Genomic DNA, 13918 nt, shown 5'->3' on the forward strand with positions numbered 1-13918 from the left:
CCTCTGCCGTCAGCTCGTCGTCTTTCCCGGCGTGGCATTCACCTCGCCGATTGCACCAAGCATCGCTAGCGTCAGGTTGCGATGCAGGGCCCCGCGTTCGGGGTCGGCCTCGCCGGTGATGTCTTCGGGCTGGAAGAGCGGCTTGCCGGCTTCGTCGCAGATGGTGGCGGCGATGCGGCCGGCGATGCCGTCCACCTGGCCCTGGCTGGCCCGCACGTCGTTCACCGCGGCCAGGTAGCTGAGCCGGCGGACATAGACCGTGGCGGTGTATTCCTCGCCGTCGATCTTCCAGGTGATCTCCTTGGCCACCGGGGCACCGGTGAAGGCGCCCATGCTCTTCAGGCTGTCCAGACTGAGATTCATGGTTGCTCCTTACGCCTTGCGCTGCCAGGCGAGCCCGCCGGCGCGCTGGATGGTGATCTCGGTGAGCACGATGGTGTCGGTCTGGAAGTCGAACGGGAAGTCGGCCACGTAGGCGTCATAGGTGCACCAGGTGCGGGTGGTGGGAAGATCCCATTCTCCGGAGCTGTCCAGCGTGGGTGCATCGGTGCCGTCGCTCCAGCCCACTGCCCACTTGATGGTCGGCGGCGGGCTGGTCTCGGAGAGGCCGTGCAGGGCGACGTGGCTGTCCTCGTTGGGATCGACGTTGGCGGTCATGTTGCCCTGGCCGGGGTCGCGCAGGCCGGCGCGGTACTGGCGATACAGCAGGTCCTCGAGGGTGGTCTCGTTGATCTGCGCGGCCGGCGCCGTGCCCGGGTTGAGCGCGACGACCTTGGTCAGCCGCACCACCTCGGGCGTGGATCCGCTGTCGTCGACGAAATAGATGTGCGTGCCTTGCGTCAGCTTGGACATGGTGTGCAGCTCCTGCTTGCGGGCAATGAAAAGCCCGCACGGCGGCGGGCGGATGGGCTCGGGTTGGCTGGCGTTAGCGGGGGTGCCACCAGCTCACGTCGAAACCGATGTGGCGATTGTTGGTGTCGGGATCGGTGTCCTGGTCGCCCCAACGCACCACATGGGCGTGGGGCTCGATGGCGTCGCGCAGCGCCTCGGCCACGGCAGTGACGTCGCTGACGGTGCGCGCGTAGACGTCCACCTGCACGCTCCAGCGATCGATGTCCGGCGGGCCGTCGACGTAGTTCTCGGGCGCGCCGTTGATGATGCGCCACACCGCATAGGGCAGCGCCACCCCCTGCGGTGCCTCGCCGAAGGGGTAGAGGCGCGTGGGGCCGCTGCCCAGCAGGGCCGTCACCGCCGGCACCGCGGCGCAGATCGGGAAGATGGGGGGTTGCATCAGTGCATCGGCTCCACGGTGACCTGGCCGCGCAGGGTGCGGGTATACACCTCGTCGGTACCACGCTTGATCCGAATCGGCTCCGGGTAGTAGCGCACGATGCCGCGCTCGGTATCCGCGTAGATGGCCTTGCGGACCTCGTTGCCGTTGACGAACACGCGCACCGGCCGGCCCCTGTTCTCGACGGTGTAGATCATCGTTACCTCGCTTTCGCCTTGTTGGCCCGCTTGATCGCGCGGACGATCGCCTTGTCGAAGTGCGTCACGAATTCATTCGTGGCGGCGCCCTGGTTGCTCTCGAGCGCCGGGCGCATGAAGGGCTGGGCGGCCATCTTCTCGGTGCCGAACTCCAGGAATCTCCAGTAGTACGTATCGCCGCCGGGGTTGCCCTTGCCCTGGCCGGCCACCTCGCCCACCGCGGCGGCGACGTGCGTGGCGCCGCCCATCACCCCGACCCGCATCTTGATCTCGTCGCCCCGCCGGTAGCGCTTCTTGTCCTGGCGGACGACGATGTTCTCGGCGATGTTCTCGCTGGTCTGCGGGTCGTCGAGCCGCGCGGCGTTGGCCTGGGCGGCGTCGCGCACCAGGTTGGCGGCCTTGCGCAGGGCGAAGCGGGTGCTCTTCTCGCGCGGCAGCTGCTCCAGCGACTTGAGCTTGCCGATGACCGACTCGAGGCCCTGGATCTCGCCACCGATGGAGTCAGCCATCGTTGACGCCCTCCGAGACGGGCAGGGTGATGTAGTGCAGGCCGCTCTTGGGATCGGGCAGCACGCCCTCGATGTTGTAGACCTGGCCGCGGTGCACGGCGCGCCAGGTGGGGGCGATGTCGTCGCGGTGGCGCATCCCGATGCGCGCGGTCACCTCGCTCTGCCCGGCCTGGGCGGCAATGAACTCCCGGGCGCTGAGCGGCTCGACGCTGGCCCACACGGTGGCCACCAGTTCCCAGCCGGGCACCATCTCGCCGCTGTCCGGGTCCTGGACCTCGGCGGGACGCTCGAGGCGCACCCGGTGGCGCAGCTTGCCGATCTGCATTCAGACCCCCAGCCCCACGCGGTAGAAGTGCAGCAGGTGCTGCACGGTCTGGTTCTCGGTGATGATCGAGCCGATCACGTGCTGCTCGCGGTTCTCGAAGTACTCGCCGATCAGGATCAAGATCGCCTGCTGCACCGAGGCCGGGAGGATCGCTTCGCTGCTGCTGGTGTCCTCGTCGTCCCAGGGGATCGAGCGGCCCAGGTACTGCGCGGCGTGGTCCACGGCGACCTCGAGCAGCCGCTCCAGCTCGGGGTCGAGCTCGGAATCGGGCTCGGTGTCCAGGCGAAGATGCAGCTTGATGGTCTCGAGCGGGATCAGCGGTTCACTCATCCTGGGCACCCCATTTGTCCAGATACTCTATGAGGGCCAATAAGCGAGCCTTGCTCTCTACAAGAAGCCCAAGCGATGTATTGCAACTATCACACAACAGGTCGCGGATCATGCCTGTGCTGTGATCGTGATCAACAGCCAGCGAGCGCTTCCCTGGCTTGCTACCACAAGCAGCACAAACACCACCCTGCGCTTCTAGTTTCTCCTGGTACTGACCCAGTGTGATGCCGAAGCGCTTCTTCAGGTCCGTGTTCTTTGCAAGGTCTGGCTGTCTCTTCCTCCATTCCCGCATGTACTGGCTATGCTCTTCCTTGGTTCGCTTCCTGTTGTAGTAGTCGTTGCGAGCCTTAACCTTGTCGGGGTTTTTGGCGCGCCACGCCTTCTGGGCTGCCTTCGCTCTATCAGGGTATCGCTCACGGTATCTCGCGTTCTTCTCCGCGCATGAACTCATAGCTCAGGCACCCATTCTGCTCGCACATCCCAGGGACGTGGTTGCCCATGAAAACAGCAGACCCGCGCGCCGGGCGGCACGCCCTGCCTGCAGTGCGCCTTGTAGCTGACCACCTGGCCCGGGGCCACGTCCTGCCAGCGCTGCACGCCATCGCCCAGCACCCGGCCCAGGAAGCCCTGGTCGCCTAGGGTGCCGCGGCCACCCCGGCGGCGCATATGGCCGGCGGGATCGCGGCGCCAGGCCTCCCAGACCCGCGCCTTGTCACGCTCGGCGATATACATCAGCCCGCTGGCCGGGCGCTCCGGCCAGTAGAAATCCGAGAGCATCGTCGTCCTACCGCCAGCGGCATCGATCAACTGCTGCAGATCGCCGAGCACCACGGTGTCGAGATCCATGTACAGCAGGTCGCCGCCGATGTCGGGGCGGAACAGCTCTAGCTTGCTCCACCAGCCGGGCCAGCCGTGGGCTAGCGGCAGCGTGGGCACGCCACGCACCGGCACGTCGCTGAGGCACTGCAGCACGCCGGACTTTCCGACCAACCACTGCAGAAGGTCGACCCTCCCGGCCAACCACTGCACATGCTCGGGCCCGTAGTCGCCGCCGCTGCGCAGCACGCACACTCGTCTCACCATGCGCATAGCTCCAGGTCGGTGCCGTAGTACGGGTACGGCACTTGGATCACCTCGCGGGCCGGGCCGAGGAACGCCTCGTACTCCGCCCTCTCGCGGTTGAACACCGGCGGCAAGCCGGGGGTGCGCCAGCGGCGGCCCATGATCTCGCCGATGACGATGCGCGGATACGCCTGCAGGCGGCGCATCATCGCCGGCAGTTCGTCATCCGGCACATGCAGCAGCACGGTATAAGCCATCACGGTGTCGGCCGGCTGCCACTCGGTGGTGAAGCGGTGGCCGGGGTTGGACTGCCGCGCCCGCACCAGGGCGGCCGGGTTGATGTCCATGCCGGTGTAGCGCTCCGGATCGAAGGCCGCCGACAGGCGGCCATCGCCGCAGCCCAGCTCGAACACGCTGCCGCGGCAGGCCTGGCGCAGCGCATCGAACAGCCCCACCTCGGGGAAGCGCTGCCCGATGGGGGTCAGGTGCTCGAGGCGGGCGTTACCTCTCCAGTAGTCATCCGGCGTCACGCAGCACCTCGTCGCTCAATGCCTGGGCCAGGTCGCCCCGCGGCCACATATCCAGCGCCGTGGCGCGGCTGCAGTTGATCACCTCGACGTCGAGCAGCTGCTCGGCCGCCTGCGCGAACTGCCCGTAGAACTTGGGCAGGCTTACGGCGTTGCCGAGCCCCTGACGGTGGGCGCCGTGCCAGTGGCGCTGGCCGTCATCGCCCACCTGGCAGTCGTAGCCCAGCATCAGGATGCGCGTGGCGCCGCGGTGCCGGGCCAGCAGCAGCGCCCCGGCGCCGGAGTTGCCGCCCTTGGGCGCGGCGGTGCGGGTGGCGCCGGGCACGTTGCCGGCCGCCGTCAGGCATTCGCCGGAGAAGCTCGGCGTCATCACCGTCCACCACTTGCGGTCCATGGCGTACAGCACATCGGCCCAGGGGCACAGTTGATAGGTGTTGTTGGTGACGATCACTCGCCGCTGGTGGCCTTGGGGGTCTTCCGCTTTCCGCCACGCTTGGACGCGCCGGCAGTCGTCTGCGGTGAGGCTGGGCCCTGAGGCGATGCAGACGTAGGTTGCGCCGGGGCCTTGGCGGGGTCCGGCAGGATCCTCACCAGCCCGGCTCGCGCCAGCTCCTTGGCGGTCTGCTCGGAGACCGCGAACTTGGCACCACGCCGGCGAGGGCCGTGGTGGTCGAATCCGGTCAGTGCTTCTACTTGGGTTGGCATCTATCAGCCCTCAAAGAACGGGGCCCGACTTCAGCCGGGCCCCGTTGGTTCACCCACCCCCGGATCAGGCGCCGGAGGAGCCGATCACGAAGTCGCCCTTCACGAAGGCCTCGGGACGGTACACGGTCAGCGCCACGCGCTCCTCGCAGAGGATGGTGACCATGTTCTTGATGAAGTTGTCCCGGTCCTCGGTGGAGACGGTCACCGAGGCGTCCTCGCGGTCCCAGCCCTGGGCGCCCATCTGGAATGCGCCGGTCAGGAACTCGTCCTGGTCCAGCGACTTGGTGGACACCACCGGCAGGCCCCACAGGGTCGGGCCGTTCACGCCGTTGGGGTTGGCCCAGATGTAGCGGCCCTGGCTGTCTTTGGTCAGCTCGATGCTGGTCCAGTCGATCGGGTTGAGCACCAGGCCGTCGGCGGCGTACTCGGCCAGCTGCACCTGCAGCATGGCGATGCGCAGCCTGTCGATCTTGGTGTCGCTCTCGACCTCCACGCCGGGGTTGGCGTAGTTGGACGCCTGGGTGTACAGGCCGTTGATGTTGAGCCCCACGCCGGACCCCTTGAGCAGCTGGGTCTCCTCCTTGAGCTTGAGGCCGTAGCGCAGGCGGCCGTCGATGTAGCTCTGCAGCATGCCGGCGTCGCTGAGCACCTGCCGCGAGGCGTGGATCCAGTGGGCGATGGTCGCCACGTTCGCCGAGGTCAGCTCGAAGGTGAGGTCGCTCTCCGGCTTGCCGGAGGCGGGGTTCTCCGAGACCACGTCGGCGGCGTTGGTGAAGCCCGTCTCGCGCACGTACTCGATGGAGTTCGACTGGACGCGGCCCCAGTTGAGCAGGTCGCGGATGAACAGCCGCTGCTGGCCGGGGGCGACGATGCCGGCCTGGCGCTCCGGCGCGGCGATCTCGCCGCCGGCGTCGGCGGTGGTCAGCGCCTGCTGCACGCCCACGGTGAACGACCCCTTGCCGCCCTGGGCCAGCTGGGCGCCACGCGTCGAGAACTCCTCGGACTGCGCCACGTGGGCGCCCATGGTCAGCGCGGCCTGGGCGCGGCCGGGCCGGTTGTCGGCCAGGGCCTGCTCGGCCGCCTGCAGGCGGGCGTTGAGCTCGCCCTGCTGGACCAGCAGCTCGTCGACCTTGGCCTTGGCCTCGTCGGAGAGCTGGCGGTGTTGCTTGAGGTCCTCTTGCGACTGCTCGGCGAACCGCTTCAGGTCGTCGCTGACCTGCTTGAGGTTCTCCTGGGTCTTCTTGTACTCCTGCTCGAGATCCTCGGCACCGACCTTGCCGAGCTGGCCGTGCATGCCGCGGTAGCGGGTCTGTCCGGGCTCGACCAGCAGCGTCGAGAGCAGCACCAGGGCGGCGGCACCGGCCACCGACCCCAGCGAGAGGCCGGCCACCAGGGGGATGCCGGCGGCCAGCGCGAGGATACCCAGCACCAGAGCCGGGGTGAGTTGCAGCTTACGCATGGGAAATTCCTCCAGGGAATTGCAGTTTCGGGAGTGGCTCCAGGTCGAGCTCGATAGCGCTGGGCGTACCGGTCGGGGCAGCGCTGGGCGTACCCCCGCCGGCAGCGCTGGGCGTGCCGGTCTTGAATTCGTTCATCAGCTCGCGGCGGCGGCTGCGCGGGATGCCGGCCTTGGCCATGGCCAGGTCCAGCTCCTTGGCGGCCAGGCGGTGCTGGGCGTGGGCGCCGCCCTCCTCCACCTCGTCGGCGGCCAGCAGGGCGTCGGCCCAGCCGCTGGTCACGGCCTCGCTGCCGCCGATCCAGGTCTCGGCATCCAGTTGGGCGACGATGCTGTCGCGCTCGATGCCGGTGCGGATGTGATAGAGATCGGCGGCGGCACCGTCGAAAGGCTCCAGCCAGTCGGCCACTTCACGTAGCTCGAGGCGATTGCCCATGACCAGCACCCAGGCGTTGTGCACCATCAGGAAGGCGGCCCGGCCGATGCGTAGCTCGTCGCTGCCCATGGCGATCACCGAGGCCGCCGAGGCGGCGATGCCCATGACGTTGACCCGCACCCGGCCCTGGTGCTCGCGCAGCAGGTTGAAGATCGCCAGCCCCTCGAAGTAGTTACCGCCGGGGCTGTTGATATTGACGGTGACGTCGTTGCCGCTGCCGATCCGCCGCAGGGCGGCGCCGATGCTCTTGGCGGTGACACCCTCACCCCACATGTCTTCGCCGATGGGGTCGTAGACGGTGATGGTGCTCTCGTCGTCATCCGTCGCGGAGCGGATGCCGGGGTTCCAGGCCTGCAGCGCGCGCGGCGACAGGTCGAACTGGACGTTCGCCCGCGGGCGAGCCGCCGGCAAGGCGGGCAGCGTCTTGATGGTCATGGGTGGCTCCGTTCAGTCGTTGTCCGGGGGCGGTTGCTGCTGGCCCTGGTTGAGCCAGGCGGCCAGGGCCGCGCGAGCGGTGTCGCCGTCGCTGGCCTGGCCGAGGCTGTCGATCGGCACCATGGCGCTCTGTACGGTGAGCACGTCGGCGTTGCCGCCCCGCGCCGGCAGGTTCTCCAGCTGGCGGACCTCGTCGCGGGTCATGATCCCGTTGTTGACCATGACCGAGAAGAACGCGGCCCGGGCGGCGCTGTCGGCGCGCAGCAGGCCCTCGATCGAGAACTCGGCGTAGTAGCGCAGCTGGTCCTGGGGGCTGAGCAGGTGCTTGTTGATGGCCTGCTCCATGCGCGTCAGCCAGGGCCGCAGCGTGAAGGTCAGGAAGCCGATCAGTTTCTGCTCGAGGCCGGTGCCCCAGTTGCTGTCCTTGTTGCCGTGGCCGACCATCGAGGGGTCGACCCGGAACCAGCGGCAGACCTCCTCGACCGAGAACGCCCGGCTCTCGAGGAGCTGGGCGTCGCTGGGCTTTATGCCGATGGTCTTGGCGTCCATGCCGCCCTCGAGCAGCGGCGACTCGCCGGCATTCAATGCGCCGCTGATCTTCTTCAGGTTCTCGCGGAACTCGTCGCGCTGTTCCTTCTTCAGCACCTTGTCCAGGGTGAACGCCACGGTGGGCGCCAGGCCGCGCTCGAAGGTGCCGTTGGCGGCGTTGCTGGCCGCCAAGGCCGAGCCAAACACCGCGGCGCCGTACTGGATCGTCGACAGTCCCCACTTGCCGTCCATCGAGAAACCCGGGATGTGGAAGAGGTCGCGGTCGCGCACCGGGCGCTGGCGGCCACCCTCCTCGGTGTACATCAGTTGGACGTCGCCGTTGGCCAGGCGCCGGGCGCCCAGGCGGTGCGGGGCCAGGAACTTGATCCCGACCATCCGGCCGTTGAAATATTGCTTCTCGCTGAAGCCGTTGCCGCGCAGCAGGATCGCCGCCGTGTTCGCCTCCCAGTAGGTCGCCGCGGTCGATTCGGCGTTGGGGCTGCGGTTTATGATCGGGTACAGCGGGTGATTCACCGCCCGGCGTCGCCCGTCCGGGGTGCGCTCGTAAAGGTGCAGCGGCAACGTGGCCACGGCCTCCGAGATCAGCCGGGTGCAGGCCCAGGCCGCCGAGAGCGACATCACGGTATTCTGATCCACCCGCTGGCCGGCGCTGTTCACGCTCGAGCCCCACGCCGCCCAGAACTCCGAGCTGGTGAGGTCGAGCGGTACGCCCAGCCAGTTGAGTATCGCCGCCTTCACACGGCCCGGCTTTTTCGTCTGAATGCTCATGCGATGATCGGGGCCCTTAAGAAGTCGGTGATGTCGTCGTTGTCGGCGAGCTCGCCCAGTGTCAGCGAGCTGGCCATGACCGCGGCGACGATGCCGTCCACGCGCCCCGTGGAGCGCTTCTTGTCGATCTTGCGGTTGCCGGCCGGATCCTCGTTGTACACGGCGTTGGCGGCGCACCAGGTCAGCACCGGGTGGCCCTGATGACGCATCTCGGCGTTGATCAGCCGGCGCTCGAATTCGTCCACCGCCGGGCTCATGTCCTTGAAGCCCTGGCCCACCGGGGTCAGCGGCGGCAGGCTCAGGCCGTCGTCGTCGATCAGCGAGGTCAGGTCCTCGATCCGCCAGCGGTCGTAGCCGACGCCCTGCAGGTCGTAGAGCTCGGTGATCTCCACCAGGCGGTGCAGCACGTAGCGCTTGTTGATCGCCGCGCCCGGGGTGGTCTCCAGGTGGCCGGCCTTCTCCCAGGCCAGGTAGGGCACCCGGTCGCGCTCGCCCTTCTTCTGCAGGCCCTCCTTGGGCAACCAGAACCACGCCATCATCCGCCACACCGGGTCGTCCTCGGCCGGCTCGAACAGCAGCACCAGGGCGGTCAGGTCCTGGGTGCTGGAGAGGTCGAGCCCCGCCACGCAGCGCCGGCCCAGCAGCCGCTCCAGGTCGAAGTCGTCGTCCTGGGTGGCGAGCCAGGCGTCACGGCTGATCGCCGGGTTGTCGGCCGCCACCCATTGGCAGAAGTTCAGCCGCCGGACCGTGGCCTCCTTCGACGGCATGCCGCGCGCCTGGGTGACCTGCTCGCGCAGGTACTTCATGCCCGGGATGCCGTAGGGCAGGCTGGGGTTCGCCTTCACCCAGCAGGCCTCGTCGGCGAAGGGATCGTCGCCATCGTCCAGGCCACACACGAAGCCGAAGAAGCTGTCGTCCTCCAGCGCCCCGCTGGCGATCTTCACGGCGTAGTCATGGTAGTCCCAGCACACCGTCAGCCGGTCGGTGCCGCTGTTGGTGATCATGAAGATCAGCGCCTGCTCGCGGCTTTTGGTGCCGGCGCGCATCATCTCCACCACCAACGGCGTCTTGTGCTCGTGGATCTCGTCGAGCAGCGCGATGTGTGGCCGCGGTCCGGACTGGCCGTCGTCGGCGCTCACCGTGCGGAAGAAGCTGCCGGTACGGTGGTACGCCAGGTTGTACTCCTTGCCCGGCGCCCCGCTCTTGGGGATCACCGGCGCCAGGAGCGGCGACTGATCCACCATGGCCACGGCGTCGCGGAACAGGATCTGGGCCTGGTCCTTCTTGGTCGCCGCGGCGTAGATCTCGGCGCGGCTCTCACCATCGGATGTCAGGCCATAGAGCCCAATCCCGGCGGCCAGCGGGCTCTTGCCGCTGCCCTTGGCGGTCTCCACATAGGCGACGCGGAAGCGGCGAAAGCCGTCCTCCCCCTTCCAGCCGAACAGGCTGCCGACGATGAAGGCCTGCCAGGGCAGCACCTTGAACGGCTGTCCCTCGAAACGCCCGCCGTTGAGGCGCAGCACGTCCTCGAAATAGTCGATGGCGTGATTGGCCGCCTCGAGGTCCCAGCGCAGACCGCGGGCCGGGCCGGCCTCCAGGTCGCGCAGGTGACGCGCGCAGGCGTGGCGGACCTGGGGGCCGGCGATCAGGTCACCGGCCACCACCGCCCGGGCGTAGGCTGTGGCGCGATCGTCACAGGCCGTACTTTCGGGCGGTCTCCGCTTGCTCATTGGGGAACAGCTCTCCCTGTTTCACCGTGCCGGCGCCGAGGCTCGCGCGGGCCGACGGGTTCAGGCCGAAGCTGCTGCCCGCCTTGCGCATGCGCTCCTCGGCCCGGTTGGCCAGTTGCATCCAGGCGCTCATCTGCTTGTAGCCGCTGGGCGTGACCTCCACGAAGCCGGCCTCCTCGAGGGCGGTGATCTTCTCCCGAGCCAGCTTCCAGTCGGCCCAGGCCTGGCAGTAGACGGCTAGCTCGCCGCGGTCCAGCTCGCTGATCAGCCCCAGGACCTGCAGGTCCTTGGCGATCCGCTTCCACTCGGCCCGCGCGTCCTTGGTCAGGAACGCCGGACACGGCGGGATCTTGGCCTCGACCTGCACCTCGCCCCGGCCCGGGTCGAGATCAGCGGCGCTCTTCTTGCTCGGGTTGCCCCGCAGGGCATGGACGTTCGCCGGCAATGGCTTACGCCCGCTATTGCGGTTGCCTGCCATGCGAACCTCCGATACTAGATGTGGTGCACTTCCAGGAGGGAAGCGACACTAGATGTTGTATTCAGCCAGTGAGAGGAACCCGCGAAACCGAGATCCAGGCCCCACGGGGCGAGGTACCCCCCTCCCATTTTTCCCGCTTTAACACGGAAAGATATGGCGGCGGTCTTCGCGGGGGCGGCCTGAGGTTTCGACCCACCCCCTGCCCTAGCGGGACCAGTGGTGGTTGGGGTCGATCGGCCAGCCGTCCTCGCGGCAGCCCGGCAGCTTGCCGGTGCGCTCGTAGCTCTGCTTGGCCGAGTCGTGGCACGTCTTGCACAGCGACTGCAGGTTGTCGGCGTCGAAGAACAAATCCTCATCGCCCTTATGCGGGACGATGTGGTCGACGATGACCGCCGGCGTCACATGGCCTAGGGCCTTGCAGTACCGGCACAGCGGCTCGTCACGCAGCTGGGCAGTGCGCATGCGGTGCCAGCGCCGGGTGTTGTACAGCCGGCGCCAGGGCCGATTGTTCATGTCAGTCCTTGGGCGAGCCATCCAGGTAGCGGAGGTCAGGCGCCTCGTCATGCTCCTCGGCTTCCTGGGCGAGCAGGTAGTCGACCACCGCGCGGTTGGACTCGGCGAGGGCGTTGATCGCCTGAGTCTGTGCCTCGATGGCAGAGACCAGCCCATCCAGGTCGCGGTGCACCTCACCGCCGATGCCCTGATCGAACAAGACAGGCCGCAAGCCTGTACCCTTGCAGACGGCCCTGAGCTGCTCCTGCAGCTTCGCCGACTTATCGGCGCCCAGCGCCTTCTCGACATGGACCAGCAGCACATCGGTCATCGTCACCACCTCGAATGAATGAATGAGGCCGGCGCGTCCCCTCGCGGGGAGCTGCCGGCGTGCCGGGGTCACCGGAGCCCGGCGCGGAGATAGCGGATCACCTCCTCGGCCCCCGCTGGGTTTCCGATCCAGCTGCCGGCCAGTAAGAGGCAGTCAGCCTCGGTGCTGGGGCCGCTGGGTGTGCGACTGCTGATGGCGGGCGTTGACTGCCCGGCGCTGAGCTTCGGTCATCGGTTGCCTCGGTGATAGATCAGTGCGGCCAGGTAGTGCAGCACATAGCCGCACAGGATCCAGCGAGCTGCGGTGTCGCGGATCAGTTGTCGAGGCCCTGATCGATGACGCGCAGGAATACCGCGGCGGTGGCGGCGGCGGCGCTCATCATGGCGAAAACGTTGTCCGGGACGAATGGCTCCCATAGCGGCACCACTTCCTGGAGCGCCAGCACGGCGGCGGTGGCGGCGCTCTGGTTGCTCCACATCCGCAGCGCCGCGTTGGCGTTCTTGACGAGCTTCATGTCACTCACCTTTGCTGGTGTTACGTGCGATCTGGAACAGCAAGCGGTTCGATTCCTCGTGCCGCTCGTGCATGGTTTGCTCCAGGCGATCGATGCGGCGATGCACGGCCCGCAGATCGTCGCGATGCCAGCGGTACAGCAAGCCGGCAAGGGAAAAAATCCCAAGGGTCAGAATGCCCAGCGCCCAGCGGAGCACGGCAGGAGTTTGCTCGAATATCATCTGCCACACGTCCGGCAATTTCGGGTCACTCACGCGGCTCTCCAATATCGATTTCATCAACCGACTCCCTGGCCGGGATTATGGATGGCTGCCTATGAGGCTCGGGCGGCATCGGCCAACACCCGTGCCACCTCTTTGGCCAGTCCACGCTTTCCGGCCAGGTAAGCCGCGAGGTCCTGCTTATGGGTCAGGAAGAACAGCTCGACGATGATGCCACCGCCGTCGCTGACGAACGCCAGACGGTGGTGCTGGCCTGCGGTCTCGGGCTTGGCCCCACGATTGGGGATGCCCAGGGTATCGGCGATGGCATGGCAGAGCCGAGAGCCCAGCCGCTGATTGTGCGAGCGCGAGAGCGTCTCGACGCCGGTCGCTGCGGGTGACGCCGCATTGCAGTGGAACTCCACCGCGAGCGAAGCCTCGGCGGCGATCTGCACCGCGTCACTCAGTGGCCAGTTATCCACGCCCTCGCCATCGGTCAGGTGGCGGATGCCCAGCTCGGCGAGCTCATCACTCACCAGGTTGCGGAACTCGGCGACGATCCCGGCCTCGGTGTAGCCGTGGGCCACGGCGCCCGGGTCGCGGTTGCTGTGCCCGGCGCAGATCACCACGGTATGGCGCTGGGGAGCTGCCTGGGGAACCGTCTTCACCTCGGTGATCCACCCCATCGCACACCTCCAGAAATGAAAGTGCCGCCCGTAGGCGGCGCCGCCCACCACGGCGGGAGTAACTCGGTGCGTCAGGTGCGCCGGAAACAAGCGCCCCGGCGCGAAGGCCGGGGCGAAGTCGAGAGAACAACCGGGAGTCGAAGACCCATCAGGCGCAGCTATCTGACGGTACGTGAATGATGGTCGCCGATTCCGGTGGCATCAACCGCCCGGTAATGCCACACGGGCAATGTCCCGGGAATGTCCCGGCCAGACCCCGCAATATCACAGGTTCATGCACGCTGCTCGCGCCGATGTTCGGACCTCAACTCGGCCATCAGTGCCTCATGCAGCCGATCCAGGCGGTCATAGTAGGTCTGACGCGGAAGACCCAAGCGCCGGGCCTTCTCGTCGCTATAGCCACCCCCGCGGTAGTGCTCATGTGCCAGCACCTGATGCTGGGCGTCCAGCTTGCCCAGCGCCTGCTCCACCTGCCAGGACAGATCATCCAGCTCGCCCAGGCCCAACGGGTCGCGGCTGCCGTGAGGCGCTGCCCCGCGGGGCGGGATCCCGCCGAACTCCACCATGCGGCCCAGGGGGCTGCACTGGCGCAGTCCCGGCCCTCGGTGCTGGTCGGCCCAGTGCTTCAGCAGCTCGTCCATCTCAGTGATCATGTGGTGTGCTCCTCGTCGTGGTGGTCGGCCCGGTGGGTGGCCATTTCGAACCCTAGACAGATATCGCCCAACCCTAGTCAGACCCTAGACACAAAAAACCTATTAAAAACAGTTTTCTATTTACTGGTGTCTAGGGTGTCTAGGGTTGCTAGGGTTACCGCGCATGTAGGGGAATTTTATCGACCGGTTGTGAATAACTCCGAGAAAGTGACGCGCATGCGCGTGCGCGCGCGACAAACCCTAGA

The 13918-nt window shown here is 67.4% G+C and carries 22 protein-coding genes; all 22 read right to left on the bottom strand.

The genetic code is table 11. The annotated features are described in order from the left end of the window. Positions 1 to 9: 9 nt before the first annotated feature. A complete protein-coding gene (locus MKP05_RS09395) occupies positions 10 to 363 on the bottom strand; it encodes a phage tail assembly chaperone family protein, TAC (protein ID WP_240568052.1) in 354 nt (117 codons plus the stop codon). A 9-nt stretch (positions 364 to 372) separates the two neighbouring features. After that, on the bottom strand, positions 373 to 852 hold the full coding sequence (locus tag MKP05_RS09400) for a phage tail tube protein (protein ID WP_240568053.1): 480 nt from the start codon (positions 850 to 852) through the stop codon (positions 373 to 375). A gap of 73 nt (positions 853 to 925) precedes the next feature. Next, positions 926 to 1291 (bottom strand): DUF3168 domain-containing protein, encoded by a 366-nt coding sequence (locus tag MKP05_RS09405; RefSeq protein WP_240568054.1) that lies wholly within the window; start codon positions 1289 to 1291, stop codon positions 926 to 928. Next, positions 1291 to 1488 carry a hypothetical protein gene (locus MKP05_RS09410; protein WP_240568055.1) on the bottom strand — a complete coding sequence of 66 codons (198 nt, stop codon included), beginning with the start codon at positions 1486 to 1488 and terminating at the stop codon, positions 1291 to 1293. Before MKP05_RS09410 ends, MKP05_RS09405 begins: the two co-directional genes overlap by 1 nt. Before the next feature lie 2 nt (positions 1489 to 1490). Continuing rightward, positions 1491 to 1997 (bottom strand): HK97-gp10 family putative phage morphogenesis protein, encoded by a 507-nt coding sequence (locus MKP05_RS09415; protein ID WP_240568056.1) that lies wholly within the window; start codon positions 1995 to 1997, stop codon positions 1491 to 1493. Beyond that, positions 1990 to 2322: a phage head closure protein gene (locus tag MKP05_RS09420; RefSeq protein WP_240568057.1), complete on the bottom strand. Its 333-nt coding sequence runs from the start codon at positions 2320 to 2322 to the stop codon at positions 1990 to 1992. The genes MKP05_RS09415 and MKP05_RS09420 overlap by 8 nt, the downstream gene beginning before the upstream one ends. Next, positions 2323 to 2652 (bottom strand): head-tail connector protein, encoded by a 330-nt coding sequence (locus MKP05_RS09425; RefSeq protein WP_240568058.1) that lies wholly within the window; start codon positions 2650 to 2652, stop codon positions 2323 to 2325. It abuts the gene before it with no gap. After that, positions 2645 to 3103, bottom strand: coding sequence for an endonuclease VII domain-containing protein (locus MKP05_RS09430; RefSeq protein WP_240568059.1), 459 nt, complete (start codon positions 3101 to 3103; stop codon positions 2645 to 2647). The genes MKP05_RS09425 and MKP05_RS09430 overlap by 8 nt, the downstream gene beginning before the upstream one ends. Then, a complete protein-coding gene (locus tag MKP05_RS09435; protein WP_240568060.1) occupies positions 3100 to 3735 on the bottom strand; it encodes a hypothetical protein in 636 nt (211 codons plus the stop codon). Before MKP05_RS09435 ends, MKP05_RS09430 begins: the two co-directional genes overlap by 4 nt. Then, positions 3729 to 4244, bottom strand: coding sequence for a class I SAM-dependent methyltransferase (locus MKP05_RS09440; RefSeq protein WP_240568061.1), 516 nt, complete (start codon positions 4242 to 4244; stop codon positions 3729 to 3731). The genes MKP05_RS09435 and MKP05_RS09440 overlap by 7 nt, the downstream gene beginning before the upstream one ends. Then, a complete protein-coding gene (locus tag MKP05_RS09445) occupies positions 4231 to 4692 on the bottom strand; it encodes a hypothetical protein (RefSeq protein WP_240568062.1) in 462 nt (153 codons plus the stop codon). The genes MKP05_RS09440 and MKP05_RS09445 overlap by 14 nt, the downstream gene beginning before the upstream one ends. A gap of 318 nt (positions 4693 to 5010) precedes the next feature. Then, entirely contained in the window at positions 5011 to 6405 is a 1395-nt protein-coding gene (locus tag MKP05_RS09450) for a phage major capsid protein (protein ID WP_240568063.1), read from the bottom strand. After that, complete coding sequence (locus tag MKP05_RS09455; protein WP_240568064.1) at positions 6398 to 7273, bottom strand: head maturation protease, ClpP-related; 876 nt, start codon at positions 7271 to 7273, stop codon at positions 6398 to 6400. The genes MKP05_RS09450 and MKP05_RS09455 overlap by 8 nt, the downstream gene beginning before the upstream one ends. A 12-nt stretch (positions 7274 to 7285) precedes the next feature. Continuing rightward, positions 7286 to 8590, bottom strand: coding sequence for a phage portal protein (locus tag MKP05_RS09460; protein ID WP_240568065.1), 1305 nt, complete (start codon positions 8588 to 8590; stop codon positions 7286 to 7288). Continuing rightward, complete coding sequence (locus MKP05_RS09465; protein ID WP_240568066.1) at positions 8587 to 10320, bottom strand: terminase large subunit; 1734 nt, start codon at positions 10318 to 10320, stop codon at positions 8587 to 8589. Before MKP05_RS09465 ends, MKP05_RS09460 begins: the two co-directional genes overlap by 4 nt. Continuing rightward, positions 10283 to 10798, bottom strand: a complete 516-nt coding sequence (locus MKP05_RS09470; RefSeq protein WP_240568067.1) for a phage terminase small subunit P27 family — start codon at positions 10796 to 10798, stop codon at positions 10283 to 10285. Before MKP05_RS09470 ends, MKP05_RS09465 begins: the two co-directional genes overlap by 38 nt. 204 nt (positions 10799 to 11002) lie before the next feature. Beyond that, entirely contained in the window at positions 11003 to 11311 is a 309-nt protein-coding gene (locus MKP05_RS09475) for an HNH endonuclease (RefSeq protein ID WP_240568068.1), read from the bottom strand. A 1-nt stretch (position 11312) separates the two neighbouring features. Beyond that, positions 11313 to 11621, bottom strand: a complete 309-nt coding sequence (locus MKP05_RS09480) for a hypothetical protein (RefSeq protein WP_240568069.1) — start codon at positions 11619 to 11621, stop codon at positions 11313 to 11315. A gap of 313 nt (positions 11622 to 11934) precedes the next feature. Next, complete coding sequence (locus MKP05_RS09485) at positions 11935 to 12135, bottom strand: DUF7940 domain-containing protein (protein ID WP_240568070.1); 201 nt, start codon at positions 12133 to 12135, stop codon at positions 11935 to 11937. Between the two features lies 1 nt (position 12136). Further along, positions 12137 to 12412 carry a hypothetical protein gene (locus MKP05_RS09490; protein ID WP_240568071.1) on the bottom strand — a complete coding sequence of 92 codons (276 nt, stop codon included), beginning with the start codon at positions 12410 to 12412 and terminating at the stop codon, positions 12137 to 12139. A 35-nt stretch (positions 12413 to 12447) separates the two neighbouring features. Continuing rightward, positions 12448 to 13020, bottom strand: coding sequence for an N-acetylmuramoyl-L-alanine amidase (locus MKP05_RS09495; RefSeq protein WP_240568072.1), 573 nt, complete (start codon positions 13018 to 13020; stop codon positions 12448 to 12450). A 272-nt stretch (positions 13021 to 13292) separates the two neighbouring features. Beyond that, the gene (locus MKP05_RS09500) at positions 13293 to 13673 is read right to left on the bottom strand and encodes a hypothetical protein (protein ID WP_240568073.1); all 381 of its coding nucleotides are present in this window, start codon (positions 13671 to 13673) and stop codon (positions 13293 to 13295) included. Positions 13674 to 13918: the final 245 nt, after the last annotated feature.

The organism is Halomonas flagellata (assembly GCF_022487945.1).
Classification (GTDB): Bacteria; Pseudomonadota; Gammaproteobacteria; order Pseudomonadales; family Halomonadaceae; genus Halomonas; species Halomonas flagellata.

What these genes read in the sequence shown, in the direction of transcription:
- MKP05_RS09435 (WP_240568060.1), bottom strand. Translation starts at nt 3,735, where the DNA reads ATGGTGAGACGAGTGTGCGTGCTGCGCAGCGGCGGCGACTACGGGCCC.
- MKP05_RS09470 (WP_240568067.1), bottom strand. Translation starts at nt 10,798, where the DNA reads ATGGCAGGCAACCGCAATAGCGGGCGTAAGCCATTGCCGGCGAACGTC.
- MKP05_RS09420 (WP_240568057.1), bottom strand. Translation starts at nt 2,322, where the DNA reads ATGCAGATCGGCAAGCTGCGCCACCGGGTGCGCCTCGAGCGTCCCGCC.
- MKP05_RS09395 (WP_240568052.1), bottom strand. Translation starts at nt 363, where the DNA reads ATGAATCTCAGTCTGGACAGCCTGAAGAGCATGGGCGCCTTCACCGGT.
- MKP05_RS09485 (WP_240568070.1), bottom strand. Translation starts at nt 12,135, where the DNA reads ATGAAGCTCGTCAAGAACGCCAACGCGGCGCTGCGGATGTGGAGCAAC.
- MKP05_RS09425 (WP_240568058.1), bottom strand. Translation starts at nt 2,652, where the DNA reads ATGAGTGAACCGCTGATCCCGCTCGAGACCATCAAGCTGCATCTTCGC.
- MKP05_RS09460 (WP_240568065.1), bottom strand. Translation starts at nt 8,590, where the DNA reads ATGAGCATTCAGACGAAAAAGCCGGGCCGTGTGAAGGCGGCGATACTC.
- MKP05_RS09475 (WP_240568068.1), bottom strand. Translation starts at nt 11,311, where the DNA reads ATGAACAATCGGCCCTGGCGCCGGCTGTACAACACCCGGCGCTGGCAC.
- MKP05_RS09495 (WP_240568072.1), bottom strand. Translation starts at nt 13,020, where the DNA reads ATGGGGTGGATCACCGAGGTGAAGACGGTTCCCCAGGCAGCTCCCCAG.
- MKP05_RS09490 (WP_240568071.1), bottom strand. Translation starts at nt 12,412, where the DNA reads ATGAAATCGATATTGGAGAGCCGCGTGAGTGACCCGAAATTGCCGGAC.
- MKP05_RS09415 (WP_240568056.1), bottom strand. Translation starts at nt 1,997, where the DNA reads ATGGCTGACTCCATCGGTGGCGAGATCCAGGGCCTCGAGTCGGTCATC.
- MKP05_RS09480 (WP_240568069.1), bottom strand. Translation starts at nt 11,621, where the DNA reads ATGACCGATGTGCTGCTGGTCCATGTCGAGAAGGCGCTGGGCGCCGAT.
- MKP05_RS09400 (WP_240568053.1), bottom strand. Translation starts at nt 852, where the DNA reads ATGTCCAAGCTGACGCAAGGCACGCACATCTATTTCGTCGACGACAGC.
- MKP05_RS09450 (WP_240568063.1), bottom strand. Translation starts at nt 6,405, where the DNA reads ATGCGTAAGCTGCAACTCACCCCGGCTCTGGTGCTGGGTATCCTCGCG.
- MKP05_RS09405 (WP_240568054.1), bottom strand. Translation starts at nt 1,291, where the DNA reads ATGCAACCCCCCATCTTCCCGATCTGCGCCGCGGTGCCGGCGGTGACG.
- MKP05_RS09500 (WP_240568073.1), bottom strand. Translation starts at nt 13,673, where the DNA reads ATGATCACTGAGATGGACGAGCTGCTGAAGCACTGGGCCGACCAGCAC.
- MKP05_RS09455 (WP_240568064.1), bottom strand. Translation starts at nt 7,273, where the DNA reads ATGACCATCAAGACGCTGCCCGCCTTGCCGGCGGCTCGCCCGCGGGCG.
- MKP05_RS09465 (WP_240568066.1), bottom strand. Translation starts at nt 10,320, where the DNA reads ATGAGCAAGCGGAGACCGCCCGAAAGTACGGCCTGTGACGATCGCGCC.
- MKP05_RS09430 (WP_240568059.1), bottom strand. Translation starts at nt 3,103, where the DNA reads ATGAGTTCATGCGCGGAGAAGAACGCGAGATACCGTGAGCGATACCCT.
- MKP05_RS09410 (WP_240568055.1), bottom strand. Translation starts at nt 1,488, where the DNA reads ATGATCTACACCGTCGAGAACAGGGGCCGGCCGGTGCGCGTGTTCGTC.